Genomic DNA, 23362 nt, shown 5'->3' with positions numbered 1-23362 from the left:
AACGACAAGCCGATGAGAACACCACTGCGGCGAGCCATGGTCGGAGCCGGCCGCCGCGGCCTCGTCTGCCTGCTGGCGGCGATGTTGACGTCCTGCAATTGGCGGGGCATCGCCGACGTGCCGCTACCGATCGGCCGCGGCACCGGCGGCGACCATGTGACGATTTACGTACAGATGCCGGACACGCTGGCGCTGAACACCAATAGCCGGGTGCGGGTCGCCGACGTCTGGGTCGGCACGGTGCGTGCGATCACCCTGAAGAACTGGATCGCCACCCTGCGGCTGGACCTCGATCCCGGCGTGAAGCTGCCCGCGAATGCGACCGCCAGGATCGGCCAGACCAGTCTGCTGGGCACCCAGCACGTCGAGCTGGCCGCGCCGAAAAACCCGTCCGCGCAGCAATTGAAGAGCGGCGACACCATTCCCCTGAAGAATTCCTCGGCCTACCCGACCGTCGAACGAACGCTGGCGAGCGTCGCGGTGATCCTCAATGGCGGCGGCATCGCGAACCTCGACGCGATCCAAACCGAGATCGTCAAGGTCCTCGATGGGCACGCCGATCAGATTCGCGAATTCCTCGGTCGCTTGGACACTTTCATCACCGAATTGAACCGCCAGCGCGACGACCTCACCCGCGCGATCGATTCGACCAACCAACTCCTGACCATCTTCGCGAACCGGAAGGACACGCTGGACCGGGTCCTGACCGACATCCCGCCGCTGATCCAGCACTTCGCCGACACCCGCGAACTGTTCGCCGACGCCACCGAATCCCTGGGGCGGTTCAGCAGCGCCGCCGACCGCGCCTTGACCGACGCCAGGCCCAACCTGCACCGCAGCCTACGGTCGCTGCAGCGGCCGCTCGGCCAACTCGTCCTGGCCTCCCCGTTCCTGGCCGGCGCGCTGAAATTGGGCCTCACCGCGCCGTTCAACATCGACGACGTCGCTCAGGTGATCCGCGGCGACTACGTCAACGTCTCCGCCGCGCTCGACCTGACGCTTTCCACCATCGACAACACGATGCTGACCGGCACCGGACTGTCCGGGGCGCTGCGGGCGCTCGAGCAGTCGTGGGGACGGGACCCGGACACCATGATCCCGGACGTCCGCTATACGCCGAACCCCAACGACGCCCCGGGTGGGCCGCTGGTCGAAAGGGGCGAATGAAAGATGTTGCCCCGCTTGATCAAAACCCAGCTGGCGCTCCTGACGGCGGTGGCGGTGGCCGCGGTGGTAATTCTCGGCTGGTACTACCTGCGGATACCGAGCCTGGCCGGTGTCGGCCGGTACACCCTGTATGCCGAATTGCCGCAGTCGGGGGGCCTGTATCGAACGGCCAACGTCACCTACCGGGGGATCACCATCGGCAAGGTCACCGGCGTCGCACCGACCGAGCGCGGCGCGCGCGCCACGATGAGCATCGAGAACGGCTACCAGATACCGGCCGACGCTTCGGCCAATGTGCATTCGGTCTCGGCGGTGGGGGAGCAATACATCGACCTGGTATCGAGCGCCAACCGGGGCCCGTACCTGGCCGATGGTCAGACGATCAGCAAGAGCACGGTTCCCAGCCAGATCGGTCCCGCGCTCGATGCCGCCAACCGTGGGCTGGCGGTGCTGCCGAAGGACAAGATCGCCTCACTGCTCTACGAGACGTCGCAGGCCCTCGGGGGGCTGGGGCCGTCGCTGCGACGGCTGGTGGACGCCACCCAGGCGATCGCCCACGACTTCCGCGGCAGCGTCGACGATGTCGACGACATCATCGAACGCTCGGCGCCCATCATCGACAGCCAGGCCGATTCGGCTGACACGATCGGCCGTTGGGCTGCCAATCTGAACACGCTGGCCGCGCAGACCGCGCAGCACGATCAGGCGGTGCGAAGCATTCTGGCCAACGCGGCGCCGACGGCCGCGCAGGTGAACACCACCTTCGGTGACGTGCGGGAGTCGTTGCCGCAGACGCTGGCCAATCTCGAGGTCGTGATCGACATGCTCAAGCGCTACCACAACGGTGTTGAGCAGGCGCTGGTGTTCTTGCCGCAGTCGGGCGCGATCGCCCAGTCGGTGACTGCGCAGTCTCCCGGCCAGGCCGCCCTCGGCGTCGGCGCCATCTCACTCAACCAGCCGCCGCCGTGCCTCACCGGCTTCCTGTCGGCATCGGAGTGGCGGTCGCCGGCGGATACCGGCACCGCGCCGCTGCCGGCGGGCACCTACTGCAAGATTCCGATGGACGCGACGAATGTGGTTCGCGGAGCGCGCAATTACCCCTGCGTGGACCGGCCCGGTAAACGGGCGGCGACCCCGCGCGAGTGCCGCAGCCCCGAACCCTATGCGCCGCTCGGCACCAACCCCTGGTACGGCGACCCCGATCAGATCCTCACCTGCCCCGCGCCCAGCGCGCGTTGTGACCAACCGGTGAAACCGGGTCAGGTGATTCCGGCGCCGTCGGTCAACAACGGCCTCAACCCCTTGCCAGCGGATCGGCTGCCGGGCACGCCGCCGCCGATCAGCGATCCGCTGCAGCGGCCGGGATCGGGCACCGTCTGGTGCAACGGGCAGCAGCCGAACCCGTGCACCTACACGCCGAGCGCGCTGCCCACGGCGCTTTACGACGTGCGCAGCGGCAAAGTCGTGGGTCCCGACGGCGTGGTCTATTCCGTTGCGAATTCGGCCAATGTCGGCGACGAGGGGTGGAAGACGATGCTGGGCCCGGCTCGCTGAAAACCGGCGAGCGCGTTCCGGTGTTACGAATCCGGGCGCGAGGCGTGGTCGCGCTCGCGGCCGTGCCCACGCCATTTCCGGTACCCGCGATGCGCGGCGAACGCGCCGACGATGGCGCTCACGCACCACACCGCGATCGCCGCGTACGCCAGCGGCGACGACCGGTTGCCGATCGAGGCGCCCAGCGCGGTATAGACGAATGCCCGCGGAACCGAACCGATGAACGCGCCAACGGCCATCTGCCACAACGGGACTCCGAACGCCCCGAACGCGTACGAGGCCAGCGCATCCGAGATCCCGGGGACGAACCGCTGCCCGACGACCGCCCACAGTCCGCGGCGCCCGATCAGGGCGTCGACGCGGTCGGCCCGCCGCGCGCCCAGCAGCGCGCGGGCGCTGTCGCGGCCCGCCCGGCGGCCGGCGAAACTCGCCACGATCGCCGTGCCCACCGTCGCGCCCAGCGTCACGAACACGCCCAGTAGCGGACCGAACAACAACCCGCTGCCCGCGGCGAGGATCGAGCCCGGCACGAACAGCGCGCCGGCCACGGCCGAGACCACGACGTAGGTCAGCGGGGCGGCCGGCCCGGTGGCCGACACCACCCGCCGGATCTCCTCGATGTCGATGACGTGCGCGACGGCCACCAGATAGAACACCACGGCCAGAAAGGCCGCGAACACGGCGAGCCGCACGAGGGGGCCGCGCCGCGACACGGGTTGCGTTGTGGGGGCGGGACCGTCGCCGTCGTCCCCGCCGGCGGTCACGTCGCGGCGGCGTCGGCCCGCAGCCGCTGCCGCAATCCGGTGGCCCGCATCGCCCGGCGCTCGATCGCCGCGCGCACCGAGGCCTCGGGCCCCACCACCCGCACCCTGGTCTGTGCCCGGGTCACGGCCGTGTAGAACAGTTCCCGCGTCAGCAGCCGCGAATCCTCCGGCGGTATCAACACGGTCACCTCATCGGCCTGGCTGCCCTGACTCTTGTGGATGGTCATGGCGTGCATCGTCTCCACCTCGCCGAGGCGGCTGGTCGCGAAGTCTAGCGGCCCGGCCGCGCCGGCGATGACTGCCCGCAGGCCCTCCGCGCCGGCGACCGCCACCCCGGTGTCGCCGTTGTAGAGCCGCAGCCCGTAGTCGTTCGCCGTCACCAGCAGCGGGCGCCCGGCGTACCACTGCGACCACGCCGGCTGTCCGGTCGCCTCGGCAATCCACTTCTGCACCAGCGTGTTCCAGTGCGCCGCCCCGTACGGCCCCTCCCGGTGGGCGCACAGCAGCCGGTGTTCGTCGAGCGTGGCCAACGCCTCGTGGGTCGCGCCCAGCAGCGCGGCCGACCGTAGCCGCAGCGCGTGCGCGACCAGCACCTCGCGCAGCCGGTCGGCCGGGCGCGGTGAATCCACCCACTCGACATGCTCACCGCCGGCCGCGAGCAGCTCCACCACCCGGTCCGCGTCGCCGACCCGGATCGCTTCGGCCAGCGCGCCGATCGACGTGCCGAATCGGTGCGGCGTGCGCAGCGCGGCGACCCGCACGTCGTCGCGGGCGGCCAGCCCGTCCACCAGGTCGGCCAGCACGGCGCCCGCCTCCACCGACGCCAACTGGTCCGGGTCGCCGACCAGAATCAGCCGGGAATCCGGCCGCACCGCCTCGACCAGCCGGGCCATCATCGTCAACGAGACCATCGACGTCTCGTCGACCACGATGACGTCGTGCGGCAGCCGATTGGCGCGATTGTGCCTGAACCGCACCGACGTATCGGGCCGGGGACCCAGCAGCCGGTGCAGCGTGGTCCCCGGCAGGTCGGCCAGGCGCGCCCGGTCCACCGCGCCTAGCCCTTCGGCTCCCGCGGCCACCGCCTCGGCCAGCCGGGCGGCGGCCTTGCCGGTCGGCGCCGCCAGCGCGATCCGGGGTCGCGGCAGGCCGGCCCGCTCGGCGTGCTCGACCAGCAGCGCGAGCAGCCGGGCGATCGTGGTGGTCTTCCCGGTGCCGGGGCCGCCGGTCAGCACGGTCACCGCCTGCGACACCGCGATTTCGGCGGCCGCCCGCTGCTCTTCGAACCCGGGGCCGAAAAGCCGGTCATAGCTTGATGATTCGACGATCACGGGGGCGGCCGAAAGGGCCAGCAGGTCGGTGCACACCTGCTCCTCCTCGAGCCAATACCGGTCGAAGTACAGCAGATCGCCGAAGAACCGCAGCACCGGCGGCGGCCCCAGCAACGCGCTGGCCCGCACCGCCGCCAGCCAGTCGTCGGCGCCGGGCCACGGCAGGTCGGCCTCGCCGACCTGTGCGGGCGCCGCGCGCAGATCCACGCACACCGAACCGCCCCGCAGCGCGCGCACCACCAGCGCGACCGCCAGCGCCACCCGCTCGTCGGATTCACCGGTCAGCGCGGTGAGCCGTTGCGCCACATGGACATCCGTGGCCTCGAACACACCGGCATCGCTGAACGTGCGCAGCAACCCGGTCGCGTACATCACCTCCACCGTCACGCGGGCACCACCCGGGCGTCGAGCAGGTCCGACAGGGCCGTGATCAACGACGGCGGCGGGCGCCAACTGAAGACGCCGGCCGGGTGCCCGTCGAGCACCGGGGTGTCCGCGCCGCACATGCCGCGCACGAACAGGTACAGGACACCACCGAGGTGCCGGCCCGGGTCGTAATCGCCTACCCGCCAACGCAAGAACCGGTGCAGCACCGCGCAGTACAGCAGCGCCTGCAGCGGATAGTCCGAATGCAGCATCGCCTCCGCCATCCGTGGCCGGTCATAATCGGCGGCCGTCAGCGGCCGCTCCGGATCCCCGAGCCGGTTGGTCTTGTAGTCCACCACCACGAAGCGGTGCCCCGCGCCGTCGGGAACGCGGAGCACCGCGTCGATCGAGCCGGTGAGGTACCCGCGCAACGCTTGGTCACCGAGCGCGGGGTCCGTCAGCCGATCGGCATAGGAGGCCAGCGGATCGTCGGCCGGCAGGTGCTCGCGCAACAGCGGCGCGAGATCCGCCAGCCGGGCCTGCGGCCCCGCCGAGGGCCGGTCGCCGCCGGCCAGGGGCAGCTCGAAGTCCAGTTCCCGCAACCGATCCGACAGCCCGATGTGGCGCAGCGTCAGCCCACCCGCCAGGGGCCCCAGCGGTGTGTCGTGCATCGGCACCATCGCGGACGCCAGCTCCTCGGGGGCCGCGGCGACCGGCCACCACGCCGAATGCTCCCGGATGTGCGCCTCCAGCTCGGCGGCCAGGTCCGCGGCGGACGGGTCGGCCGTCTCCAGCACGGCGTGCACCAGGGAGCCGAACGTCGCGCCCGCCGGAAGGTTTGCCATCGGCGAGGGCACGTCCGGCCCGGCGACCGGGGAGGTCAACGGGATGTCGCCGACCTCGTCGTCGAGTCCGGCGGCGTCGGGTTCGCTGCTGACGCCGCTGGCCTGGGCCAGCCGGATCAGGCCGGAATAGGAGGTGCGCCGCCAGGTGGTGTCGATGGCACGATGGAAGTGGCGGCTGTCCAGGTGCCGGGGCACCGGCGCCGGCGGCAGCGACGGGGCGGGCGCCACCACCGAGTCCTCGATGACCGGCCCGCCGGCGGCCTCCCACTCGCGCAACCGGGCCAGGGCGTCGTCGTCGGAGACCTTCGCGGGTTCACATCGGTCCGGAACGACCGGATCGCCGGGCCGTCGGCCGCGCAGCAGCCGCGACAGGCCGCCGTTGGGTTCGTTGTACGCCGGTGACCACCACGCCACCACCTGGGTCTGCGCCCGGGTCAACGCGACGTAGGTCAGCCTGCTGTCATCGCTGGCGTCCTCTTTACGGCCCAGCCGCTCAACGGTTTTGAAGTCGGGGCTGTCCTTGCCGCCGACGTGCAGGCAACGCGTGCCGTCCTCGTCGTGGAACAGCACCACATCGCTGTCCTGGGTGTTGCGGTTGAACGCGAACGGCAGGTACACGATCGGGTATTGCAGGCCCTTGCTGACGAAGACGGTCATGATCTGGACGGCGGCGGCGTCGCTGTCGAGCCGGCGGTTGCGTTCGGGGGCGCCGCCGCGCTCGTCGCGTTGCCGGCGCAGCCAGTCGCGCAGCGCCGGCAGGCTGTAATGCTCGCGGTGCGCGACGTCCTGCAGCAGCTGGGTGACGTGCGCCAGGTCGGTCATGTGCCGCTCGCCGCCGCGCCAGCCGAGCACGCGGTCCCGCATCCCGAGCAGCTGGGCGGCTTCGAAGATGGCGGCGACGCCGCGTTCGCGCGCGTGACCGGCCCACTCCCGCAGCGTTTTTGCGATCCGGTCCGTGAGGGCGTCCCCGCCGGCCGCCAGCGTCTGGGCCGTCTCGCCGAAGAACATCGTCGCCGCCGCGGCGCGCACCATGCCGGGCCGGTGCGGTTGGTCGAAGGCCTCCAGCAGGCACAACCAGTCCTCGGCGGCCTCGGAGGTGAACACGTCGGTGTTGCCGGTGTAGACCGCGGGAACGCCCGCGGCGCACAGGGCCTCGAAGCAGGCGTGCGCGTCCCGGTGCCGTTCCACGATGACGGCGATGTCGCGGGCCTGCAGCGGTTTACCGTCGAACGTGGCGCCGGCGGCGAGCAGGGCGCGGATGTCGGCGGCGAGATCGGCGCCGATGTGTTCCCGCAACTCGTCGATGGGCAGGTTCTGAATGCCGCGGCGGCCCAGGGTCTTTCGCGACACGACCCGCAGCCGAAACGGATCGTTGCGCGGCGCGCCGGCGAGCCGATGGCCCCGGTGCCGCGCGCCGACGTCGTGCACCACGATCGCGGAATCACCGAGCTGGGCGCCGCGTAGCACCACCTGCAGCCGCGCCACCAGCGCGGAATCGCTGCGCCAGTTGGTGTCCAGCGTCATGCGCCGGCCCGCCGTCGCCGCCGCCCGCAGGTAGGTCACGATGTCGCCCCCGCGGAACGCATAGATCGCCTGTTTGGGGTCGCCGATCAGGATCACGGTCGAGCGCCCGGTGAACGCGCGGTCGATCACCTGCCATTGCACCGGGTCGGTGTCCTGGAACTCGTCGACCATGACGATCGGCCAACGCTGATGCATGCGCAGCCGGGCGGGGGAGCGGTCGGCGGCCAGCGCCTCGGCCAGCCGGGTCAGCAGGTCGTCGTAGCCGAGGACGCCGAGGCGGCGCTTGCGCGTATCGAGCTCGGCCAGAACGTCATTGGCGAAGCGGAGGCTGACGGCGGCCCGCGAATCGGGGTCCGGGTCGCGCGGACGCAGCTGGGTCGACGGGTTGTTGACCGCCTCGCGGGCCAGCCGCAGCGCCTCGGAGTAATGCAGCGCCGGGTCGTCGCGTTCCTGCCCGAAGTGCGCGAGGTACAAGTCGTCGACGATCTCGGTCACCAGATCGTCGAGGTTGTCGAGCAGGGTCACGCTCGCGGCGGTGTCGCCGGCCACCCCGAGCGAGCGCAGCACCAGCTGGCAAAACTGGTGGGTGGTGGCGATGGTCGCCGCGTCGAAGCCGGCCAGCGCGTCGCGGAGGCGCTGCCGGCGCGCCTCGACCTGATCGGCGGTGCCGTCCAGCAGGTACGCCACCAGCTGGTTGTCGCCGACCGTCGACGGGTCGGCGAAAGCCCTTACCGCATCGACGATTTGGCAGCGGACACGTTCCCTCAGCTCCTGGCTGGCGGCGCGGCCGAACGTGATGAGCAGCATCTGATCCAGGCTGGCCGCGCCGTCGGCGAGGTACCGCGTCACCAGGCCGGCCAACGCGAACGTCTTGCCGGTGCCCGCGCTGGCCTCCAGCACGGTGGTGGAGCGCTCGGCCGGCAGCGGGCCCAACAGGTCGAAGCGTTCCATCAGATGAGCTTCCGTTCCGCGCGCAGCATCGGCAGCCACAGCCGGGCCGCGTAGGCGCCGAGCCGGTTGTCCTCGCCGTCGCACTCCTCGCCCGGCCGCACCGGCTGCATCAGGTCTTCCAGTTGAGCGCCGCGTCCCCACGCCCGTACGTGCGCCGGCGCCTGGTCCTCGCCGGGGAAGCGGTCGCCGGACTTCCACCGGCGCCGCGCCTCGGCCGCCGGGTCGTCGCCGCCGTGCCGGGCGGCCGCCCACGCATAGGATGTCTTGATGGGCAACGGAATCGGTTCTCGTCGTCCCGCGTCGTAGATCGTCACCAACTCGCGCAGCACCTCGACGGGATCGGCGCCCGGCGGCCCCAGCCCCTCGACCCGGATGCTGGTGCCGCGGCGCATGCGGCCGATGCACACCGCCGACCAGTCGCGGCCGGGGTCGTGAGCGGTCAACGCCAGCAACGGAATCCACGACTCGAGCAGGTGTTTGCCGTCCAGCCTTGAATAGGTCACCGAGACCAACGCATCGTCATAGACCGGCGACACCGTGCCGGTGAGTCGCCGCCCGGCGCCCAGGTCGATGTCGACGTCGTAGGCGGTGGCCCCGGCCTGGCGGCGGCCTTGCCGATGCCGGATCGCCTCGATCGCCAGCGTCGCGGCCTGGTCGCGGATCTCGGTGACCTTGCGCCATCCCAGCTGGCCCGGCGGCAGTGTGCCGCGGCGCCACTCGGCTTGCCGCGCGTCGTCGGGGCTCATCCCGCGCAGGATGTCGCCCAGCATCCGGTCGCCGACGGTCCATTCTTCGAGGCCGTTGATGTCGACCGGCATGGCGTCCTGGACACCGTCGACGTCGTAGGGCAGCGTGAATTCCAGGGCGCGGAAGAAGCCCTTCACCGGGTCTTTGAAGAAGCCGACGAGGTCGGCGAGGTTGACGTCGTCCGCCGGCGGGGGCGGCAGCGGCGCCGCGATGAACCTGGGTTGCTCGGTGTGTTCGCCGGCGGCCGCCCGCGCCGCCCGCAGCACCGTGGGGTCGAAACTGAACGGCACCCCCGGCACCAGTTCGCCGGGGATGACGTTGCGAATGTCGAACGGCTGCAAGGGATGCTCGACGGCGACGCGGTGGCGCACCGTCTCCGGCGTGGTGGTGTCGAGGGTATCCAGCAATTCGGCCAGCGGCACGGCGGGCGGGCGCGGCTGCCCCGAATATTCGTTGGCGCCGGTGTAGGTGATCACCAGTTTCTCGGTGGCGGCGCCGATCGCGTCGAGCAGCAATTGCCGGTCCTCCGAACGGATGTCGCGCTCTCCGGTCATCGGGCACCGGGCCAGCGCGTCGTCCCCGTCGGCGACGCCGAGACGCGGGAACAGCCCGTCGTCCAGGCCGACCAGGCACACCACCCGGTGGGGGACCGAGCGCATCGGCACCATGGTGCACACCGTGAGGGTGCCGGTGCGGAAGTTGGCCCGCGTCGGGCGCCCGGCCAGGTGCCGGGTCAGCAGCGCGCGAATGTCGGGCAGCCGCAGCACCGTGTCGCCTCGTGGCCCGGCCTGTCCCAGGACGGCGGCGAACTCCCGCCGCACCTGACCGGCCTGCCATTCCTCGGACTCGTGCACCCGCGTCAACAGCGTGGTGGCCTCGGCGAGGGTGGCCAGCCACTCGGTCAATGTCCGTGTGCCGGTGAGGGAGTCGACCACGTGCCGAAGCCGGGCGACGAATTCGGCGAACTGGCCGGCCAAGGGCACGCGATTGCTGCTCACGTCGTCGAGCGGCAGGGTGGAGTCGATCCAGGCGTTCGAGTCGTCGGACATCGCGACGCCGGCCAATATCCGGTCGATGCCGAAACGCCATGTGTTGTGCACGAAGTCGACGTGGTAGGGCCGCCGATGCTCCTGGTCGAGTCCCCACCGGATGTTGGCCTGCCGCACCCAGCGGGTGATGGCCTCCAGATCGTCGTCGGTGAAGCCGAACCGGGCGCGCACCGGCGCGGCCTGCGCCAGGTTGAGCACCTCGCTGGCGGTCACCCTGCCACCGGCGAGCCCCAGCAGTTGGGCGGCCACAGCCAGCAGCGGATTGGTCTGGATCAGTGAGCGATCCGCCAGCCGCACCCGGAGCTGGTGGGCGGGGTGCGCGCCGTGCACCACGTCGCCGAGGCCGAAGTCGGCCACGATCAGCGGCGCGTAGGTTTCGATGTCCGGGCACATCACCAGGATGTCGCGCGGTTCGAGCGTCGGGTCGTCGGCCAACAGGCCGAGCAGCACCTCGCGCAGCACATCGACCTGGCGGGCCGGGCCGTGGCAGTTGTGGATCTGCACCGATCGGTCGTCGACGGCCAGCGAGCGGCCTTGCGGTCGGACGGCGTTGGCGGCGATGTCGGACTGGACCCAGCCGAGCAGCGTGTCCGGGCGCGCTTCCCCGGCCAGGTACTCGTCGGTCTGCGGGTCCGCCGGCAGGCCGCGCTGCAGCTCGCGCAGGTCCCGCCCCAGGGTGGCGAGCAGCGGATGGTTCACGGCGCGGTGGCTGGTGTCCTCGCGGCGGGGGATCGGCCCGCGCGTGCCGGCCAGCGCGCGCCAGAGCCGGTCGCTGGGGTGCGGCAGCCACAGGTGCAGCTCGTGGTGGATGGCCAGGGCGGCCAGCAGCTCGGAGTCGGTGCGGGACAGCCGGGTGTGCCCGAACAGCGACAGCCGCGCGGGCAGGTCGCTGGGCGCCGCGGACAGCCGCGCGAGGGTCTTGGCGTGGCGAATGTGCGGTGGATCGGCCGCGACGCGCGACACCAGCGCCCGCCACAGCTCCGGCTGCCAGCGCAGGTCCTCGTCGAGGTCGCCGGAGCCGCCGTCGGACCAGTCGATCAGCAGTTGCGGGCGCTGCCGCGCGTAGGAGGCGAACAGCCCGGCCAACCGGCGCGCCACCTCGTAGCGCCGGCCCCGGCGCAGCTCGGCCTCCGCGCCGGTGTGGAAGTGACCGAGATGGGTTGCCAGCGTGCGGCACCACGGTTCGTCCAGCGAGTGATCGATCGCCTCCAGCAGGGGCCACACCATGGCCTCCGGCGACCACGGATCGTCGTCGGCGGTGCCGGCGATTTCGGCGATCAGCGAGCCAGGACTGCGGAAGGAAACCCCGGCGCACACCCCGCCGGAAACCCCGCCGCCGCGCGCGCCACCGAGCACATGCGACAGCCGCTGGCTGAGCCAGCGCTCCACCCCGCGCGCCGGGACCACGACGAGCTCGGCGGCGAACGGGTCGGCCGGGGGATCGGCCAGCAGAGCGCCGAGGCCGTCGGCCAACAGATCGGTGCGCTCGGCGCGGTGCAGATGAAGCGGCATTGCGCTGTCACGATAAACCCCGGCGCTCGGGGCCGGGCGCCTACTTCGCCAGCGTGAACTGGTTGACGTCGATGTAGCCCGTGCGGAACGCGTCGGCGCACCCGGTCAGGTAGCGCATGTAGCGCTGGTAGACCTCTTCGGACTGGATCGCGACGGCCTCGCTGTGGTGGGCCTGCAGCGCCTCGGCCCAGTGGTCGAGGGTCCGGGCGTAATGCAGCTGCAGCGACTGCCGGCGTTTCAGGTTGAAACCCATCTTCGACGCGTGGAACTCGACGATCTCGATCGCCGGCAACTGGCCGCCGGGGAAGATCTCGGTGGCGATGAACTGGTTGAAGCTGGTCTGCTCCTCGGTCATCGGCAGGCCGCGCTCGACGATCTGCTGCGGGGTCAGCATGGTGATGGTGTGCAGCAGCATCACCCCGTCGTCGGGCAGGACGCGGTGCGCCATCGCGAAGAAGTCGTCATAGCGGTCGTACCCGAAGTGCTCGAAGGCGCCGATGGAGACGATCCGGTCCACCGGCTCGTCGAACTCCTCCCAGCCGTGCAGCAGTACCCGCCTGCTGCGTTCGGTGTCCATCGCGTCGAAAAGCTTCTGCACGTGGGCGGCCTGGTGGGCCGACAGCGTCAACCCGATGACGTCGACGTCGTACTTCTCGATCGCGCGGCGCATGGTGCCGCCCCAGCCGCAGCCCACGTCCAGCAGCGTCATCCCCGGCCGCAGTCCCAGCTTGCCCAGCGAGAGGTCCATCTTGCGCAGCTGCGCCTCTTCCAGCGTGATATCTCGGCCGCGGTCCCAATATGCGCAGCTGTAGGTCATGGTCGGGTCGAGGAACAACCGGAAGAAGTCGTCCGACAGGTCGTAGTGGGCTTGGACCTCTTCGAAGTGCGGCGTCAGGTTGTCTGCCACGGCGGCTACCCGCCTTTCTGACTTGGGGGCATTCGGTTGTTCACGAGCGGCAGGCCCGGGTGGTTCACCAGGATTTTCCCGATTTGGCCGTGCGCAAACTTCGGCGAGCGTCGTCGATACTGGGGAAAACAGCCGACCGGGAGGGGATCAGATGGACGCTTGGGACGCGATCTGCGCGCGCCGCAATGTGCGCGAGTATCAGCCGCGCGCGATCACCGACGAGGACCTCACCCGGATCGCCGAAGCCGGCTGGCGCGCGCCGTCGGCCAAAAACCGTCAGCCCTGGGACTTCGTCATCGTCACCGACCGCGCCCAGCTGCAGGAGCTGTCCACGGTCTGGCGGGGCGCCGGCCACATCGCGGCGGCGCCGGCCGCGATCGCGATCGTGGCGCCGGTGCCGCCCGACGAGCGCCGGGTGGTCACCGACAACTACGACATCGGCCAGGCCACCATGGCGATGATGATCGCGGCCACGGACCTGGGGATCGGGACCGGTCACTCGTCGGTGGGGGATCAGGAGAAAGCACGCGCCATCCTGGGCGTTCCCGACGATCACCTGGTGGCTTTCCTGCTCGGGGTGGGCTATCCCGCCGATCGTCCGCTGCGCCCGATCCGCACCCCGAATCGCCGGCCGTTTTCCGAGGTCGTGCATCGCGGCCGGTGGTGAGAGCGTGAAAAACCCTCGGCGACTTGCTCAGTCGTAAGCTGAGGGGCGTGCATGACCATCAGGGCGATTACGGGGTCGACGGGTCCTTTCACAAAGTCTCGGCACGAACCCAGGCGATAGGCATCGGCGCCCAGGCCGCCGCCCTGGCCGTGTGGGCGGGGATCAGCTGGGCGCGCGGGAAGCGGCTCAGGGCGGCGCTGGCCGCGGCGTCGAGCGCCGGCATCGCGGGGAACGCGCTCCTGTACATGTACGCGACGCGGTCCGGGAAATTCGTTGTGTGGGACCGGGTTCTGCGCGATCTGCGGCTCGCCGGCGACGAGACGGTGCTCGACCTCGGGTGTGGGCGTGGCGCGGTGCTGCTGGCCGCGGCCAAGCGGTTGCCGCGGGGCCGCGCGATCGGTGTCGATCTGTGGCAGGCGGACCAGACGGACAACTCGCGGCAGGCCACGCTGGCCAACACGGTCGCCGAAGGCGTCGCCGATCGCGTCGAGGTGCACACCGCCGACATGACCGCGCTGCCGCTGGCCGACGAGAGCGTCGATGTGGTCGTGAGCAACCTGGCCATCCACAACATCGACGGCCACGCCGGCCGGCGACAGGCGCTCGACGAAGCCGTGCGCGTGCTGCGGCCGGGCGGCCGGCTCGCGATCGCGGACCTGTGGGAGACGCGTCAGCACGCCGAGCGGCTGCGCGAACTGGGCTGGCGCAATGTGCGGCGGCGCAACCTCGGCTGGCGGATGTGGTACGGCGGCCCGTGGTTCTCCACGCGGCTGGTCACCGCGACCAAACCGGGCTGAGCGCCGGCGTGCATGCTGGGAGCCATGACGAGAAGCGAACTCACCGAACAGATCGTCGTCGCGCGCCTGGCGAAGGGGCTGACGTGGCAACAGCTGGCCGACGCCGTCGACAGGCCGGTGGTGTGGACCACGGCGGCGCTGCTCGGACAGCACCCGATCCCGGTCGAGCAGGCCAAGGTCCTGGCCGAGATGCTCGGCCTCGACGAGTCGGCGGTGCCCGTGCTGGCCGCGGCGCCCATGCGGGGTGGCCTGCCCACCTCGGTGCCGACCGACCCGACCGTCTACCGCTTCTACGAGGCGCTGCAGGTGTACGGCGGCGCCCTCAAGGAGCTGATTGCCGAACAGTTCGGCGACGGGATCATGAGCGCGATCAACTTCAGCGTCGACGTGCAGAAGATGTCGCACCCGTCCGGTGACCGCGTCGTGGTCACGTTCGACGGGAAATTCCTTCCCTACCAATGGGTTTCGTCGGAGCAATAGATGGGACCCGAGGCAGACGACCCGAAGCCCGTTGATCTCGTGCTTTCCGGCGGGGGCGTCAAATTCATCGGTCTGGTGGGCGCGATCGTCGCGCTGATGGATGCCGGGTATTCGATCAAACGGGTGTCCGGCGTCTCGGCCGGTTCGGTGGTCGCGGCGATCCTGGCGGCCGGCTCCAACGACGGTCAACTGACCGGCGCGCAGGTCAAGGAGCTCGCCTTCTCGGTCCCCCTGCGTAAGTGGCGCGACGCCGGGCCCGTCCCCTACCTCGGGGCGGCCTGGGGGCTGGTCACCGATTCGAGCATGTACCGCGGCGACGTGGCCCACGACTGGATTCGCAGCGAGTTGAAGAACTTCGGGGTCACCTGCTTCGGCGATCTGCACCTCGACGACGACGGCCTGCTCGACGGGCGGCGCGACAAGCTGGTGGTCACCGTCGCCGACCTGACCGCGGCCCAGCTGGTGCGGTTCCCGTGGGACTATCGACGGCTCTACGGCCTGGACCCCGACGAGCAGCCGGTGGCCGACGCGGTGCGCGCCTCGATGGCGATTCCGTTCTTTTACCGCCCGCTCAAGCTCACCGGCGCCGACGGCACGACGTCCACCCTCGTCGACGGCGGCGTGCTGTCGAATTTCCCCATCGACACCTTCGACCGGCCCGACGGCAGGGCGCCGCGCTGGCCGACGTTCGGGGTCACGGTCCTGCCGAGGCTCACCGAAGGCATCGGCGCCGTGATGCCGGCGCTGAAACCGTTGCGCTTCTTCGAACAGACGGCGTTGCTGGAAAGCCTGGTCACCACCATGCTGGCCGGCCACGACCAGACCCATCTCAGCCAACCGTGGGTCGCGGCGCGCGCGATCCCGGTCGAATCGACCGATGTCGGCGTGCTCGACTTCGACATCTCGAGGGGCCGCCTCGAAGAGCTGTACCAGAGCGGCTATGCCGCGGCGCAGGCGTTCCTGTCGACGTGGGACTGGCCGGCATATCTGGACCGGTTCCGGGTAAACCGTCGCCCCGCCGGGTGAAGTGACGGCTCGGCGCGCACGTGCCAGACTGGCGGCGAGGAGGCGAGACGAACGCGGTGGCCGCTGATGGTGGCCACCGCGTTCGCCGTTTCAGTTCATCAACACTTGCGGCGAAAGCTCTTTGAGCATCGCGTTGGCCCAGCGCATCTGGCGCAGGGTCTCGGGATGACAGCGCGAGGCCAGGCCCAGCAGTTCGGAATCCTTGGCCGCCTGGGCGCCCTGGGCCAGCAGCTCCCAATCCAGCGACACCCCCGCCGACAGCCGGTGAATCCGGCGCAGGTCGGCGAGCAGCACCAGGCCCGGCTCCGGCCGGTGCCGCAGCAGCCCGCTGAGCCGGGATTGCCAAAAACCCGTGATCGCGCCGGTGCGGGGATCGGCGGACAGGTGCAGGCCGTAATGGCGGCCGTGCTGCGCCAGTTCGGCGAGGTGATGGCGTGACCACCCGGCCAGGTCCTGCGCCAGGTGGCAGACGTCCTGGTCGCTGTGGTGTCGCGCGGCGACCACGTTGAGTTCGTGGGCCAGTTTGCGTTCGGAGCGGTGCAGTTCGCGCAGCGCCATTTTGAGCTTCACGCCTGACCCCCCATCGGCAGGGCTTCGGCAACCGCCGCGGGCGGCGCGGCAGCGGCGCCGTTCCCACCTACTCGCCGCACCCGGCTTTTCCGCAGCCGGGCGGCGGCCGTCTTGTAGATCGGCTGCTTGGACACCGGATCCCAATCGGTCATCGTGAGCTCGTTACCGGCCCGGTGATGACCGCCTGCTCCGGTGTCCCAGTAGCCGTAATGGAAGGGCACGAACAGCACGCCGTCGCGGATGCCGCAGATGCGCGCGGGGCCCATGACGCAGCCGCGCGGCGTGCTCACCTCGACCAGCTCACCCTCCGCGATGCCCAGCCGGCGCGCGTCGCCCGGCGACACCTCGACCCACACCTCGGGTGCGGCCTGCTGAAGTTGCTGTGCCCGTGCGGTTTTCGTGCGGGTGTGGAAGTGGTAGACGGTGCGGCCGGTGATCAACGCGAACGGGAACTCCGGGCTGGTCGGCTCATGGGGAGGGACGTATTCGGCCGCCTTGATGATCGCCCTGCCGTAGGGGTTCATCGAGCGGTATTCGTCGGGCTGCAGCGGGGCGCCCGTGATCAGGTCCTTGCCGTACGCCTCGCAATAGTCGGGTTTCGCCCAGAACTTCGCGTCGGCGTAGAGCCGTTCGGTGCCGTCGGGATGTTCGGCGTTGCAGGGCCATTGGATGCCGCTGCCGCCGCGCAGCTTCTCGTAACTCAAGCCGGTGTAGTCGCACGGCCGGCCCGCGCTGCATTTCTTCCACGCCTCGAACGCCGACTCGGCATCGGTCCAGGGCGGGAAGGGTTGACCGTCCTTGTCGCGGAAGTCCATCCGGCGCGCGTAGTCCAGGAAGATGTCGAGGTCCGAGCGCGCGGAACCCGGTGCCTGGACCGCCTTTTCGGACAGGTGCACGGTGCGGTCGGCATTGGTGAACGTGCCGGTCTTCTCGGCCCACGCCGCGGCGGGCAACACGACGTCGGCCAGCGCGGCGGTTTCGGTCAGGAAGATGTCCTGCACGACGAGGAAGAGTCGCTCCTGGGAGAAGATGTCGCGGATGCGGGCCAGCTCCGGCAGCGACACCAGAGGATTGGTGGCGGTGACCCACAACATCCGCAGCGTCCCCTCCTCGGCGAAGCGGAACATCTGCATGGCGTGCGTGGGCGGGGCGTAGTGCGGAATCTGCAGGGGCTCGAGGTTCCACAACTCGGCCAACTCGGCGACGTGAGAGTCGTTGGACCAGTTGCGGAAACCGGCCAGATCCCCGTCGGCGCCGCATTCGCGGGTGTTCTCCGCCGTCGGCTGCCCGTTCATCTGCAGCACGCCGCAGCCGGGCTTGCCGAGCATGCCGCGCACCAGGTGAATGTTGTTGACCTGCACGGCCGCCGCGGTGGCCTGGTGCGACTGGTAGAAGCCCTGCAGCACGGTGGACAGCAGCCGCTGCGCCGTGCCCAGCAGCCGGGCGGCATGCCGGATGTCCTCGGCGGGCACGCCGCAGATCTCGGCGACCCGCTCGGGTCCGAACCCTTCGACGCGGCCGCGCAGCTCGTCGAAACCCACTGTGTGCGAGTCGATGTAGTCCTGGTCGATCCAGCCGTTGCCGACGATCTCGTGCAGCAGCCCGTTCATCAACGCGACGTTGGTGCCCGGCAACGGCGCCAGGTGGACGGTGGCGCGCCGGGCGACCGGCGTCAGCCGCGGGTCGACGCAGACGATCGCCGGCGGCGCGCCGCCGTCCAGCCGGTCCAGCATCCGCGCCCACAGCACGGTCTGCGTCTCGGCGACGTTGTGCCCGAACAACGCGATGACGTCGGCATGGTCGACATCGGTGTAGGACCCCGGCTGGCCGTCGCAGCCGAACGATTCCTTCAGCGCCTCGGCCGCCGTCGCGGTGCACAGCCGGGTGTTGCCGTCGACGTGGTTGGTGCCGATCGCCCCGTGCGCGATGGCGCCCTGCGTGTAGTAGGCCTCGAGGAACAACTGCCCGGAGGTGTAGAAGCCGATCGAGCTGGGGCCGTAGCCGTCGAGCAGCCGCTTGCTGCGGTCGACGATCCGCCGCATCGCGGTGTCCCAGTCGCACGGCTTGAGCTCGCCGTGCTCCCTGATCATCGGGGTGGTGAGCCGGTCGGCGGAGGCGTTGGCCTGCCAGCCGAACAAATCCTTGGGGTCGAGCCGGCCATGGTTGACCCGGTCGACGGCGCGCCCGCGCACGCCCACGATCCGGCCGTCCTTGACGGCGATGTCCAGACCGTCGCCGTTGGAGTGCAGCACCGCCGCCGATTGCACCCAGCGATCCACCGACTCGGCGGTGATCCCGTCGGCCAGGTAGGTGTCGACTCGGTCCGGCCATCGGGTGCCCGGCTCATATGGGGTGCGCGTGCCCCAGGGGTCCGCGATGCGATCAATAGCCACAGGCCAGGACTTCCCCGGCAGCGGGCCGCGAAACCACCTGGGCCCGGCGCGCTCAGCGGCTCAGAGCCCGAATTCGGCTTCGATCCCGTCGATTCCGGCGCGGATGGCGGCCAGGGCGTCGGCGCGAGTGCGCAACTTGGTGGCGGCATGCGCGCGCTGATTGAGGCCGGCGAATTCGGTGGCGGCTTCCTCGGCGCGGTCCAGCACCATCTCGGGCAGCACGATCTCATCGATAAAGCCTGCGGCAAGGGCGGTTTCACCGAAAAACGTCTTGGCCAACCCCGCGGCCTGCTGATACCCCGACGGCGTCAGCCGCAGCTTCATGATCTCCAGCGCGGCGTAGGGGATGACCATCCCGATCGCGACCTCGTTGGCCTGGATGTTGTAGGCGTGGGCGGCCACCCGGTGATCGCCCGCCGACAACAGGAACGCCCCCATCGCGATCGCGTGGCCGGTGCACGCCATCACCACCGGCTTCGGAAACGACAGGAGCCGGTAGGCCAACTCGAACCCGCCCCGCAGCATGTCGATCGCGGGCTGCACCTCGCCGGAGGTGAGAATCTTCAGGTCGAAGCCGCCGCTGAACACCCGCTCATTGCCGGTGATCACCAGCGCCCCGGCGTTGTCCCGCTCCGCCTGGTCGATCGCGTCGCCCAGGGCCTGCTGCATGGTCGGGCCCAGCGCGTTGACCTTGCCGTCGTCCATCCTGATGACGGCGATGGAGTCCTTGGTGCTGTAGTGGACCGGGGCGGTCATGGGTGCTCCTGCTCCTCGCCGTCAGGCGGACTGGTTGTGGTGTCTGCCCAGATCGTCTTCGGCGTTACTCCAGCGCAGGCTCACATCGGTGGGTTCGTCGAGTTGGCGGGTGCGCCATCGGTCTTGGGTTTCCCGAACCGCGGCGTTGATCCGTTCGATCTCGCTGCGGAAGACCTCGGGCCGGGTCTCCTTGCTGGCGTAGTGGAAATAGGTCAGCAGGCCGCGCAGCAGCTCCAGCTTTTCCTTCTCCCGCTTGGCGAGGTCATGGGTGGTCATCAACTCGATGCGCTGCACGGGTGGCAGGGCGTCCCAGTCCAGCACCACCTCGGTGTGCAGCGGCGAACGCTCGCGTTGCCAGAGTCGCCGCCGCGGCTGGGCGGGGCGGTCGTAGTAGCTGACGGTCCCGGTGAAACGCGATTCGATGCCGCTGCCGATTTCGGCGCGGTCGAGCGCCGAGTCCCACACCAGGCGCCATTCCTGGCCGGGCGCCAGCACGGGCAGCTCACGGGGCAGACGCAGTTCGACGACGTCGGCGTAGCCGTCGGTGGCGCTTTCGTATTCGGCCACCGTCGGGGGATTGACGAACGAGAACTCGATGTCATAGGCGGCGGTCTGGCCGAAATTGCGGACCACGAGCTCGATCACGTGCCAGTCGGCGGGATGCGGTTCCATGAACACCCCGACGTGCGGGCGGGTTTGCTCCGCCGCCGCGCGGCGATTGCGGCTGATCTGGCGGTTGGTGAAGACCAGGGTGACGACGGCGAGGGCGATCGCCGCCCACGCTGCCCACGCTATCCAGGTGCTGGACCCGACGTGCGTGACCCCATGCCAGCTGTCCTGGATCCAACCCATGGCATACACCCTCCGCTTATATCACAGGGCAGGACGCCGAATGGTCACCATCGAGCGATCAGCCACCCATCAGCATTCGCCATTGGTCAAGGTCTGCCGCCCGGTACACATAGTTGGACCGCTTGACGTCCGACAGCGCGGCACTGGGCTCAGCCGAATACCAATGCCCCGGAAACACCGTCGGGTCACCGGGAAGGGTCGCGAGCCGCTGCAGGCTGCGGTACATCTCGTCGGAGTCGCCGCCGGGGAAGTCGGTGCGCCCGCAGCCCTCCAAGAACAACGTGTCACCGGCGACCAGGCGGCCGTCGAGCAGAAAACACTGGCTGCCCGGGGTGTGGCCGGGGGTGTGCAGCAACTCGATCTCGATGTCGCCGATGCTGACCTTGTCGTGGTTCTCGTGCGCGGTCAGGTCGCCCAGACCGATCCCGGTGACGCGCGAAACCCACAGCGCCTCATGGGTATTGACGTGCACCGGCACGGGTGCCCGTTCCAGCAGTTCGGCCAGGCCCTGCAGCGAGAAGCCCATCATCGATCCGCCCACGTGGTCGGGGTGGTGGTGGGTCACCAGCACCCCGGACAGGCGCATGCCGTCGGCCTCGAGCGTGTCGAGCAGGTCACCGGCGGCGTAGGCCGGGTCGACGACCACGCAATCCCCGGTTTGCCGGTCGCCGATCAGGTACGCGAAGTTGCGCATCTGCGTCGCGAACATGTCGCCGGCGGCGAAGTCGCGGCCGGAGAGCAGTTGACGGAAGTACAGCCGGTCATCTGACACGTGACCAGACTAGGACGCGGATCGCGGCGGGCCGCGGGTAGTCCGCCGCCGCTTCGTTCGCGCCGCCCGGGTTCGGCGCGACACCGCTTCTGAGCACCGGGTTGGGCTCGTTTCCAGTGGGTATGGTTGGCGCATGAAGAAGAAGGTCGAGATCGAGGTCGACCTCGATCTGGTCGATGAGGCGATCCAACGCTTCCGTGTCGCCGACGCGCGCGAGGCAGTCAATCTCGCGTTGCGCACCCTGCTTCGTGAGGGCGCTGCCGCCGAAGAGGACGCCGAGTACGACGAGTTCAGCGACCTCAACGCGTGGCAGCCCCGCCGCTCCGGCGAGAGCGGGTGAGCTGCGGTACTCGTGGTTTGGTGCCGCTGCGAGCCAGGTTGTACCCTCTTTTAGGCCCGCGCGACTGATCGCTTCGGGTGAACGGCCCCCTTAGCTCAGTCGGTAGAGCGTTTCCATGGTAAGGAAAAGGTCAACGGTTCGATTCCGTTAGGGGGCTCGGCGGACGCCGAGCAGGCGTGGCGGCCCCGACCCCAAAACGGGGTGGCCAGAGGCGATGTAGCTCAGTCGGTTAGAGCGAACGACTCATAATCGTTAGGTCGCCGGTTCGAGTCCGGCCATCGCTACAACAGAACAGCACCAGATCTTTTCAAGAATCGAGAGAGAACCGTCATGGCGTCCAGTACCGACGTACGGCCGAAGATCACCTTGGCATGCGAGGTGTGCAAGCACCGCAACTACATCACCAAGAAAAACCGCCGGAACGACCCGGACCGACTGGAGCTGAAGAAGTTCTGCCCCAACTGCGGTAAGCACCAGGCGCATCGGGAGACACGCTAGCGGCGCCCCGCCAGCGTTTATTCCGACTGACTAGGTAGTTTAAGAATCGTGGCGTTAACCGAAAGCATCGTCGGGATGCACTACCGCTACCCCGATCATTACGAGGTGGAGCGGGAGAAGGTCCGCGAGTACGCGGTCGCCGTGAAACACGACGACCCGGCGTTTTTCGAGGAGAAGGCGGCGGCCGAACTCGGCTACAAGGGGCTGCCGGCCCCCCTGACCTTCGTCTGCGTGTTCGGCTACATGGCGCAGACGGCGTTCTTCAAGCACGCCAACGTCGCCGTCCAGGACGCCCAGATCGTTCAGGTCGACCAGGTCCTGAAATTCTTCGCGCCACTCGTCGCCGGGGACAAGCTCTACTGCGACGTCTACGTGGACTCGGTGCGCGTGTCGCACGGCACCCAGATCATCGTCACCAAGAATGTCATCACCAACGCTGCCGGTGACGTCGTGCAAGAGACCTACACGACCCTGGCGGGCCGTGCCGGCGAAGATGGAGAAGAGGGATTTACTGATGCCACTGCGTGAGTTCAGCTCCGTGAAGGTGGGTGACCAGCTTCCGGAGAAGACCTACCCGCTGACCCGGCAGGATCTGGTCAATTACGCGGGCGTATCTGGCGACTTGAACCCCATCCACTGGGACGACGAAATGGCCAAGGTCGTCGGCCTGGACACCGCGATCGCGCACGGCATGCTGACCATGGGCATCGGCGGCGGCTACGTCACCGCCTGGATCGGTGACCCCGGCGCGGTGACCGAGTACAACGTGCGGTTCACCGCCGTGGTGCCGGTGCCCAACGACGGCAAGGGCGCCGAGCTGGTCTTCAGCGGCCGGGTGAAGTCGGCGGACCCGGAGACCAAGTCAGTGACCATCGCGCTCACGGCCACCACCGGCGGCAAGAAGATCTTCGGCAGGGCGATCGCGTCCGCGACACTCGCGTAGGCCCATGGCGCTCAAGACAGACATCAGGGGGATGATCTGGCGCTACCCTGACTACTTCGTCGTGGGGCGGGAACAACTCCGTCAGTTCGCGCTGGCCATCAAAAACCGTCACCCGGCCCACTACGACGAAGACGCCGCCGCCGATCTCGGCCACGACGCGATCGTCGCGCCGCTGACCTTCGGGACCATCTTCGCCAAGCTGGTTCAGCTGGATTTCTTCCGGCACGTCGACATCGGCATGGAGACGCTGGTGATCGTCCAGGTCGATCAGCGGTTCGTGTTCACCAAGCCGATCAAGGCCGGCGACAAGCTGTGGGCCCGCATGGACATCGTTTCGGTGGACGAGCGGTTCGGCGCCGACATCGTCGTCACCAAGAACATCTGCACCAACGAGCACGACGAGGTGGTCCTGGAGGCATACACCACGCTGATGGGTCAGTACGCCGACAACTCCGCGAACCTGCGCTGGGATCCGGACTCCGGCCAGGTCGTCAGAACGGCGTAATTAGTATCTGACTCCTCGTCCGATGTACACTCGGACCTCGGGGTTT

The 23362-nt window shown here is 69.4% G+C and carries 20 protein-coding genes, 2 tRNA genes and 1 pseudogene; 13 read left to right on the top strand and 10 right to left on the bottom strand.

The annotated features are described in order from the left end of the window. The first annotated feature begins 12 nt into the window (after positions 1-12). Together AC0KS4_RS21185 and AC0KS4_RS21180 are read left to right on the top strand one after the other, a co-directional pair. A complete protein-coding gene (locus AC0KS4_RS21185; protein ID WP_238956867.1) occupies positions 13-1167 on the top strand; it encodes a virulence factor Mce family protein in 1155 nt (384 codons plus the stop codon). A 3-nt stretch (positions 1168-1170) separates the two neighbouring features. Beyond that, positions 1171-2721: an MCE family protein gene (locus AC0KS4_RS21180; RefSeq protein WP_238956866.1), complete on the top strand. Its 1551-nt coding sequence runs from the start codon at positions 1171-1173 to the stop codon at positions 2719-2721. 23 nt (positions 2722-2744) lie between these two features. Here the strand turns inward: AC0KS4_RS21180 and AC0KS4_RS21175 are convergent, their stop codons facing one another. The 5 genes from AC0KS4_RS21175 to AC0KS4_RS21155 are packed head-to-tail and all read right to left on the bottom strand — an operon-like array spanning position 2745 to position 12717. Further along, a complete protein-coding gene (locus tag AC0KS4_RS21175; protein WP_225328344.1) occupies positions 2745-3485 on the bottom strand; it encodes a TVP38/TMEM64 family protein in 741 nt (246 codons plus the stop codon). Further along, on the bottom strand, positions 3482-5203 hold the full coding sequence (gene recD / locus AC0KS4_RS21170) for an exodeoxyribonuclease V subunit alpha (RefSeq protein WP_425326335.1): 1722 nt from the start codon (positions 5201-5203) through the stop codon (positions 3482-3484). Before recD ends, AC0KS4_RS21175 begins: the two co-directional genes overlap by 4 nt. Beyond that, positions 5200-8502, bottom strand: a complete 3303-nt coding sequence (gene recB / locus AC0KS4_RS21165) for an exodeoxyribonuclease V subunit beta (protein ID WP_238956865.1) — start codon at positions 8500-8502, stop codon at positions 5200-5202. Before recB ends, recD begins: the two co-directional genes overlap by 4 nt. After that, entirely contained in the window at positions 8502-11810 is a 3309-nt protein-coding gene (recC, locus tag AC0KS4_RS21160; RefSeq protein WP_238956864.1) for an exodeoxyribonuclease V subunit gamma, read from the bottom strand. Before recC ends, recB begins: the two co-directional genes overlap by 1 nt. Before the next feature lie 40 nt (positions 11811-11850). After that, the gene (locus tag AC0KS4_RS21155) at positions 11851-12717 is read right to left on the bottom strand and encodes a cyclopropane mycolic acid synthase family methyltransferase (protein ID WP_225328341.1); all 867 of its coding nucleotides are present in this window, start codon (positions 12715-12717) and stop codon (positions 11851-11853) included. A 151-nt stretch (positions 12718-12868) separates the two neighbouring features. On the opposite strand from AC0KS4_RS21155, the gene AC0KS4_RS21150 reads away from it, so the two are divergent. Genes AC0KS4_RS21150 through AC0KS4_RS21135 form a run of 4 tightly spaced genes read left to right on the top strand, consistent with a single transcriptional unit; the run spans position 12869 to position 15687 of the window. Beyond that, positions 12869-13384 carry a nitroreductase family protein gene (locus AC0KS4_RS21150; protein ID WP_225328340.1) on the top strand — a complete coding sequence of 172 codons (516 nt, stop codon included), beginning with the start codon at positions 12869-12871 and terminating at the stop codon, positions 13382-13384. 47 nt (positions 13385-13431) lie between these two features. After that, the gene (locus tag AC0KS4_RS21145; protein WP_238956863.1) at positions 13432-14181 is read left to right on the top strand and encodes a class I SAM-dependent methyltransferase; all 750 of its coding nucleotides are present in this window, start codon (positions 13432-13434) and stop codon (positions 14179-14181) included. 24 nt (positions 14182-14205) lie between these two features. After that, positions 14206-14661, top strand: coding sequence for a cyanase (gene cynS / locus AC0KS4_RS21140; protein ID WP_472408530.1), 456 nt, complete (start codon positions 14206-14208; stop codon positions 14659-14661). Further along, positions 14662-15687, top strand: a complete 1026-nt coding sequence (locus AC0KS4_RS21135; protein ID WP_238956861.1) for a patatin-like phospholipase family protein — start codon at positions 14662-14664, stop codon at positions 15685-15687. It abuts the gene before it with no gap. A gap of 90 nt (positions 15688-15777) precedes the next feature. On the opposite strand, the gene AC0KS4_RS21130 is transcribed toward AC0KS4_RS21135, so the two are convergent. The 5 genes and pseudogenes from AC0KS4_RS21130 to AC0KS4_RS21110 all read right to left on the bottom strand — a co-directional run bounded on the left by AC0KS4_RS21130 (position 15778) and on the right by AC0KS4_RS21110 (position 21030). Next, positions 15778-16257 carry a hypothetical protein gene (locus AC0KS4_RS21130; protein ID WP_225328336.1) on the bottom strand — a complete coding sequence of 160 codons (480 nt, stop codon included), beginning with the start codon at positions 16255-16257 and terminating at the stop codon, positions 15778-15780. After that, positions 16254-18650 carry a molybdopterin oxidoreductase family protein gene (locus AC0KS4_RS21125; RefSeq protein ID WP_238956860.1) on the bottom strand — a complete coding sequence of 799 codons (2397 nt, stop codon included), beginning with the start codon at positions 18648-18650 and terminating at the stop codon, positions 16254-16256. The genes AC0KS4_RS21130 and AC0KS4_RS21125 overlap by 4 nt, the downstream gene beginning before the upstream one ends. A gap of 60 nt (positions 18651-18710) precedes the next feature. Further along, positions 18711-19406, bottom strand: a complete 696-nt coding sequence (locus tag AC0KS4_RS21120; RefSeq protein ID WP_238956859.1) for a crotonase/enoyl-CoA hydratase family protein — start codon at positions 19404-19406, stop codon at positions 18711-18713. Positions 19407-19419: 13 nt separating this feature from the next. Beyond that, positions 19420-20258, bottom strand: a pseudogene (locus AC0KS4_RS21115) (hypothetical protein); the annotation flags it as partial. Positions 20259-20316: 58 nt separating this feature from the next. Continuing rightward, on the bottom strand, positions 20317-21030 hold the full coding sequence (locus AC0KS4_RS21110; protein WP_238956858.1) for an MBL fold metallo-hydrolase: 714 nt from the start codon (positions 21028-21030) through the stop codon (positions 20317-20319). Between the two features lie 133 nt (positions 21031-21163). Here AC0KS4_RS21110 and AC0KS4_RS21105 point away from each other — a divergent pair, with 133 nt between their 5' ends. The 7 genes from AC0KS4_RS21105 to hadC all read left to right on the top strand — a co-directional run bounded on the left by AC0KS4_RS21105 (position 21164) and on the right by hadC (position 23316). After that, complete coding sequence (locus tag AC0KS4_RS21105; RefSeq protein ID WP_225328332.1) at positions 21164-21370, top strand: type II toxin-antitoxin system VapB family antitoxin; 207 nt, start codon at positions 21164-21166, stop codon at positions 21368-21370. Between the two features lie 84 nt (positions 21371-21454). After that, positions 21455-21527: transfer RNA gene (locus AC0KS4_RS21100), tRNA-Thr, on the top strand. A 53-nt stretch (positions 21528-21580) separates the two neighbouring features. Next, positions 21581-21654: transfer RNA gene (locus AC0KS4_RS21095), tRNA-Met, on the top strand. Positions 21655-21700: 46 nt separating this feature from the next. Then, a complete protein-coding gene (gene rpmG / locus AC0KS4_RS21090; RefSeq protein ID WP_003898538.1) occupies positions 21701-21868 on the top strand; it encodes a 50S ribosomal protein L33 in 168 nt (55 codons plus the stop codon). Between the two features lie 48 nt (positions 21869-21916). Further along, positions 21917-22396: a (3R)-hydroxyacyl-ACP dehydratase subunit HadA gene (gene hadA, locus AC0KS4_RS21085; protein ID WP_225328331.1), complete on the top strand. Its 480-nt coding sequence runs from the start codon at positions 21917-21919 to the stop codon at positions 22394-22396. Further along, positions 22383-22811 (top strand): (3R)-hydroxyacyl-ACP dehydratase subunit HadB, encoded by a 429-nt coding sequence (gene hadB, locus AC0KS4_RS21080; protein WP_067170032.1) that lies wholly within the window; start codon positions 22383-22385, stop codon positions 22809-22811. The genes hadA and hadB overlap by 14 nt, the downstream gene beginning before the upstream one ends. Before the next feature lie 4 nt (positions 22812-22815). After that, the gene (hadC, locus tag AC0KS4_RS21075) at positions 22816-23316 is read left to right on the top strand and encodes a (3R)-hydroxyacyl-ACP dehydratase subunit HadC (protein WP_238956857.1); all 501 of its coding nucleotides are present in this window, start codon (positions 22816-22818) and stop codon (positions 23314-23316) included. The last annotated feature ends 46 nt before the right edge of the window (positions 23317-23362 follow it).

The sequence above is a fragment of the Mycobacterium sp. NTMscope_MAC_12 genome, from assembly GCF_976985675.1.
The sequence above is the reverse complement of the archived record's forward strand: the minus strand, read 5'-3'. Positions and strand labels throughout refer to the sequence as shown.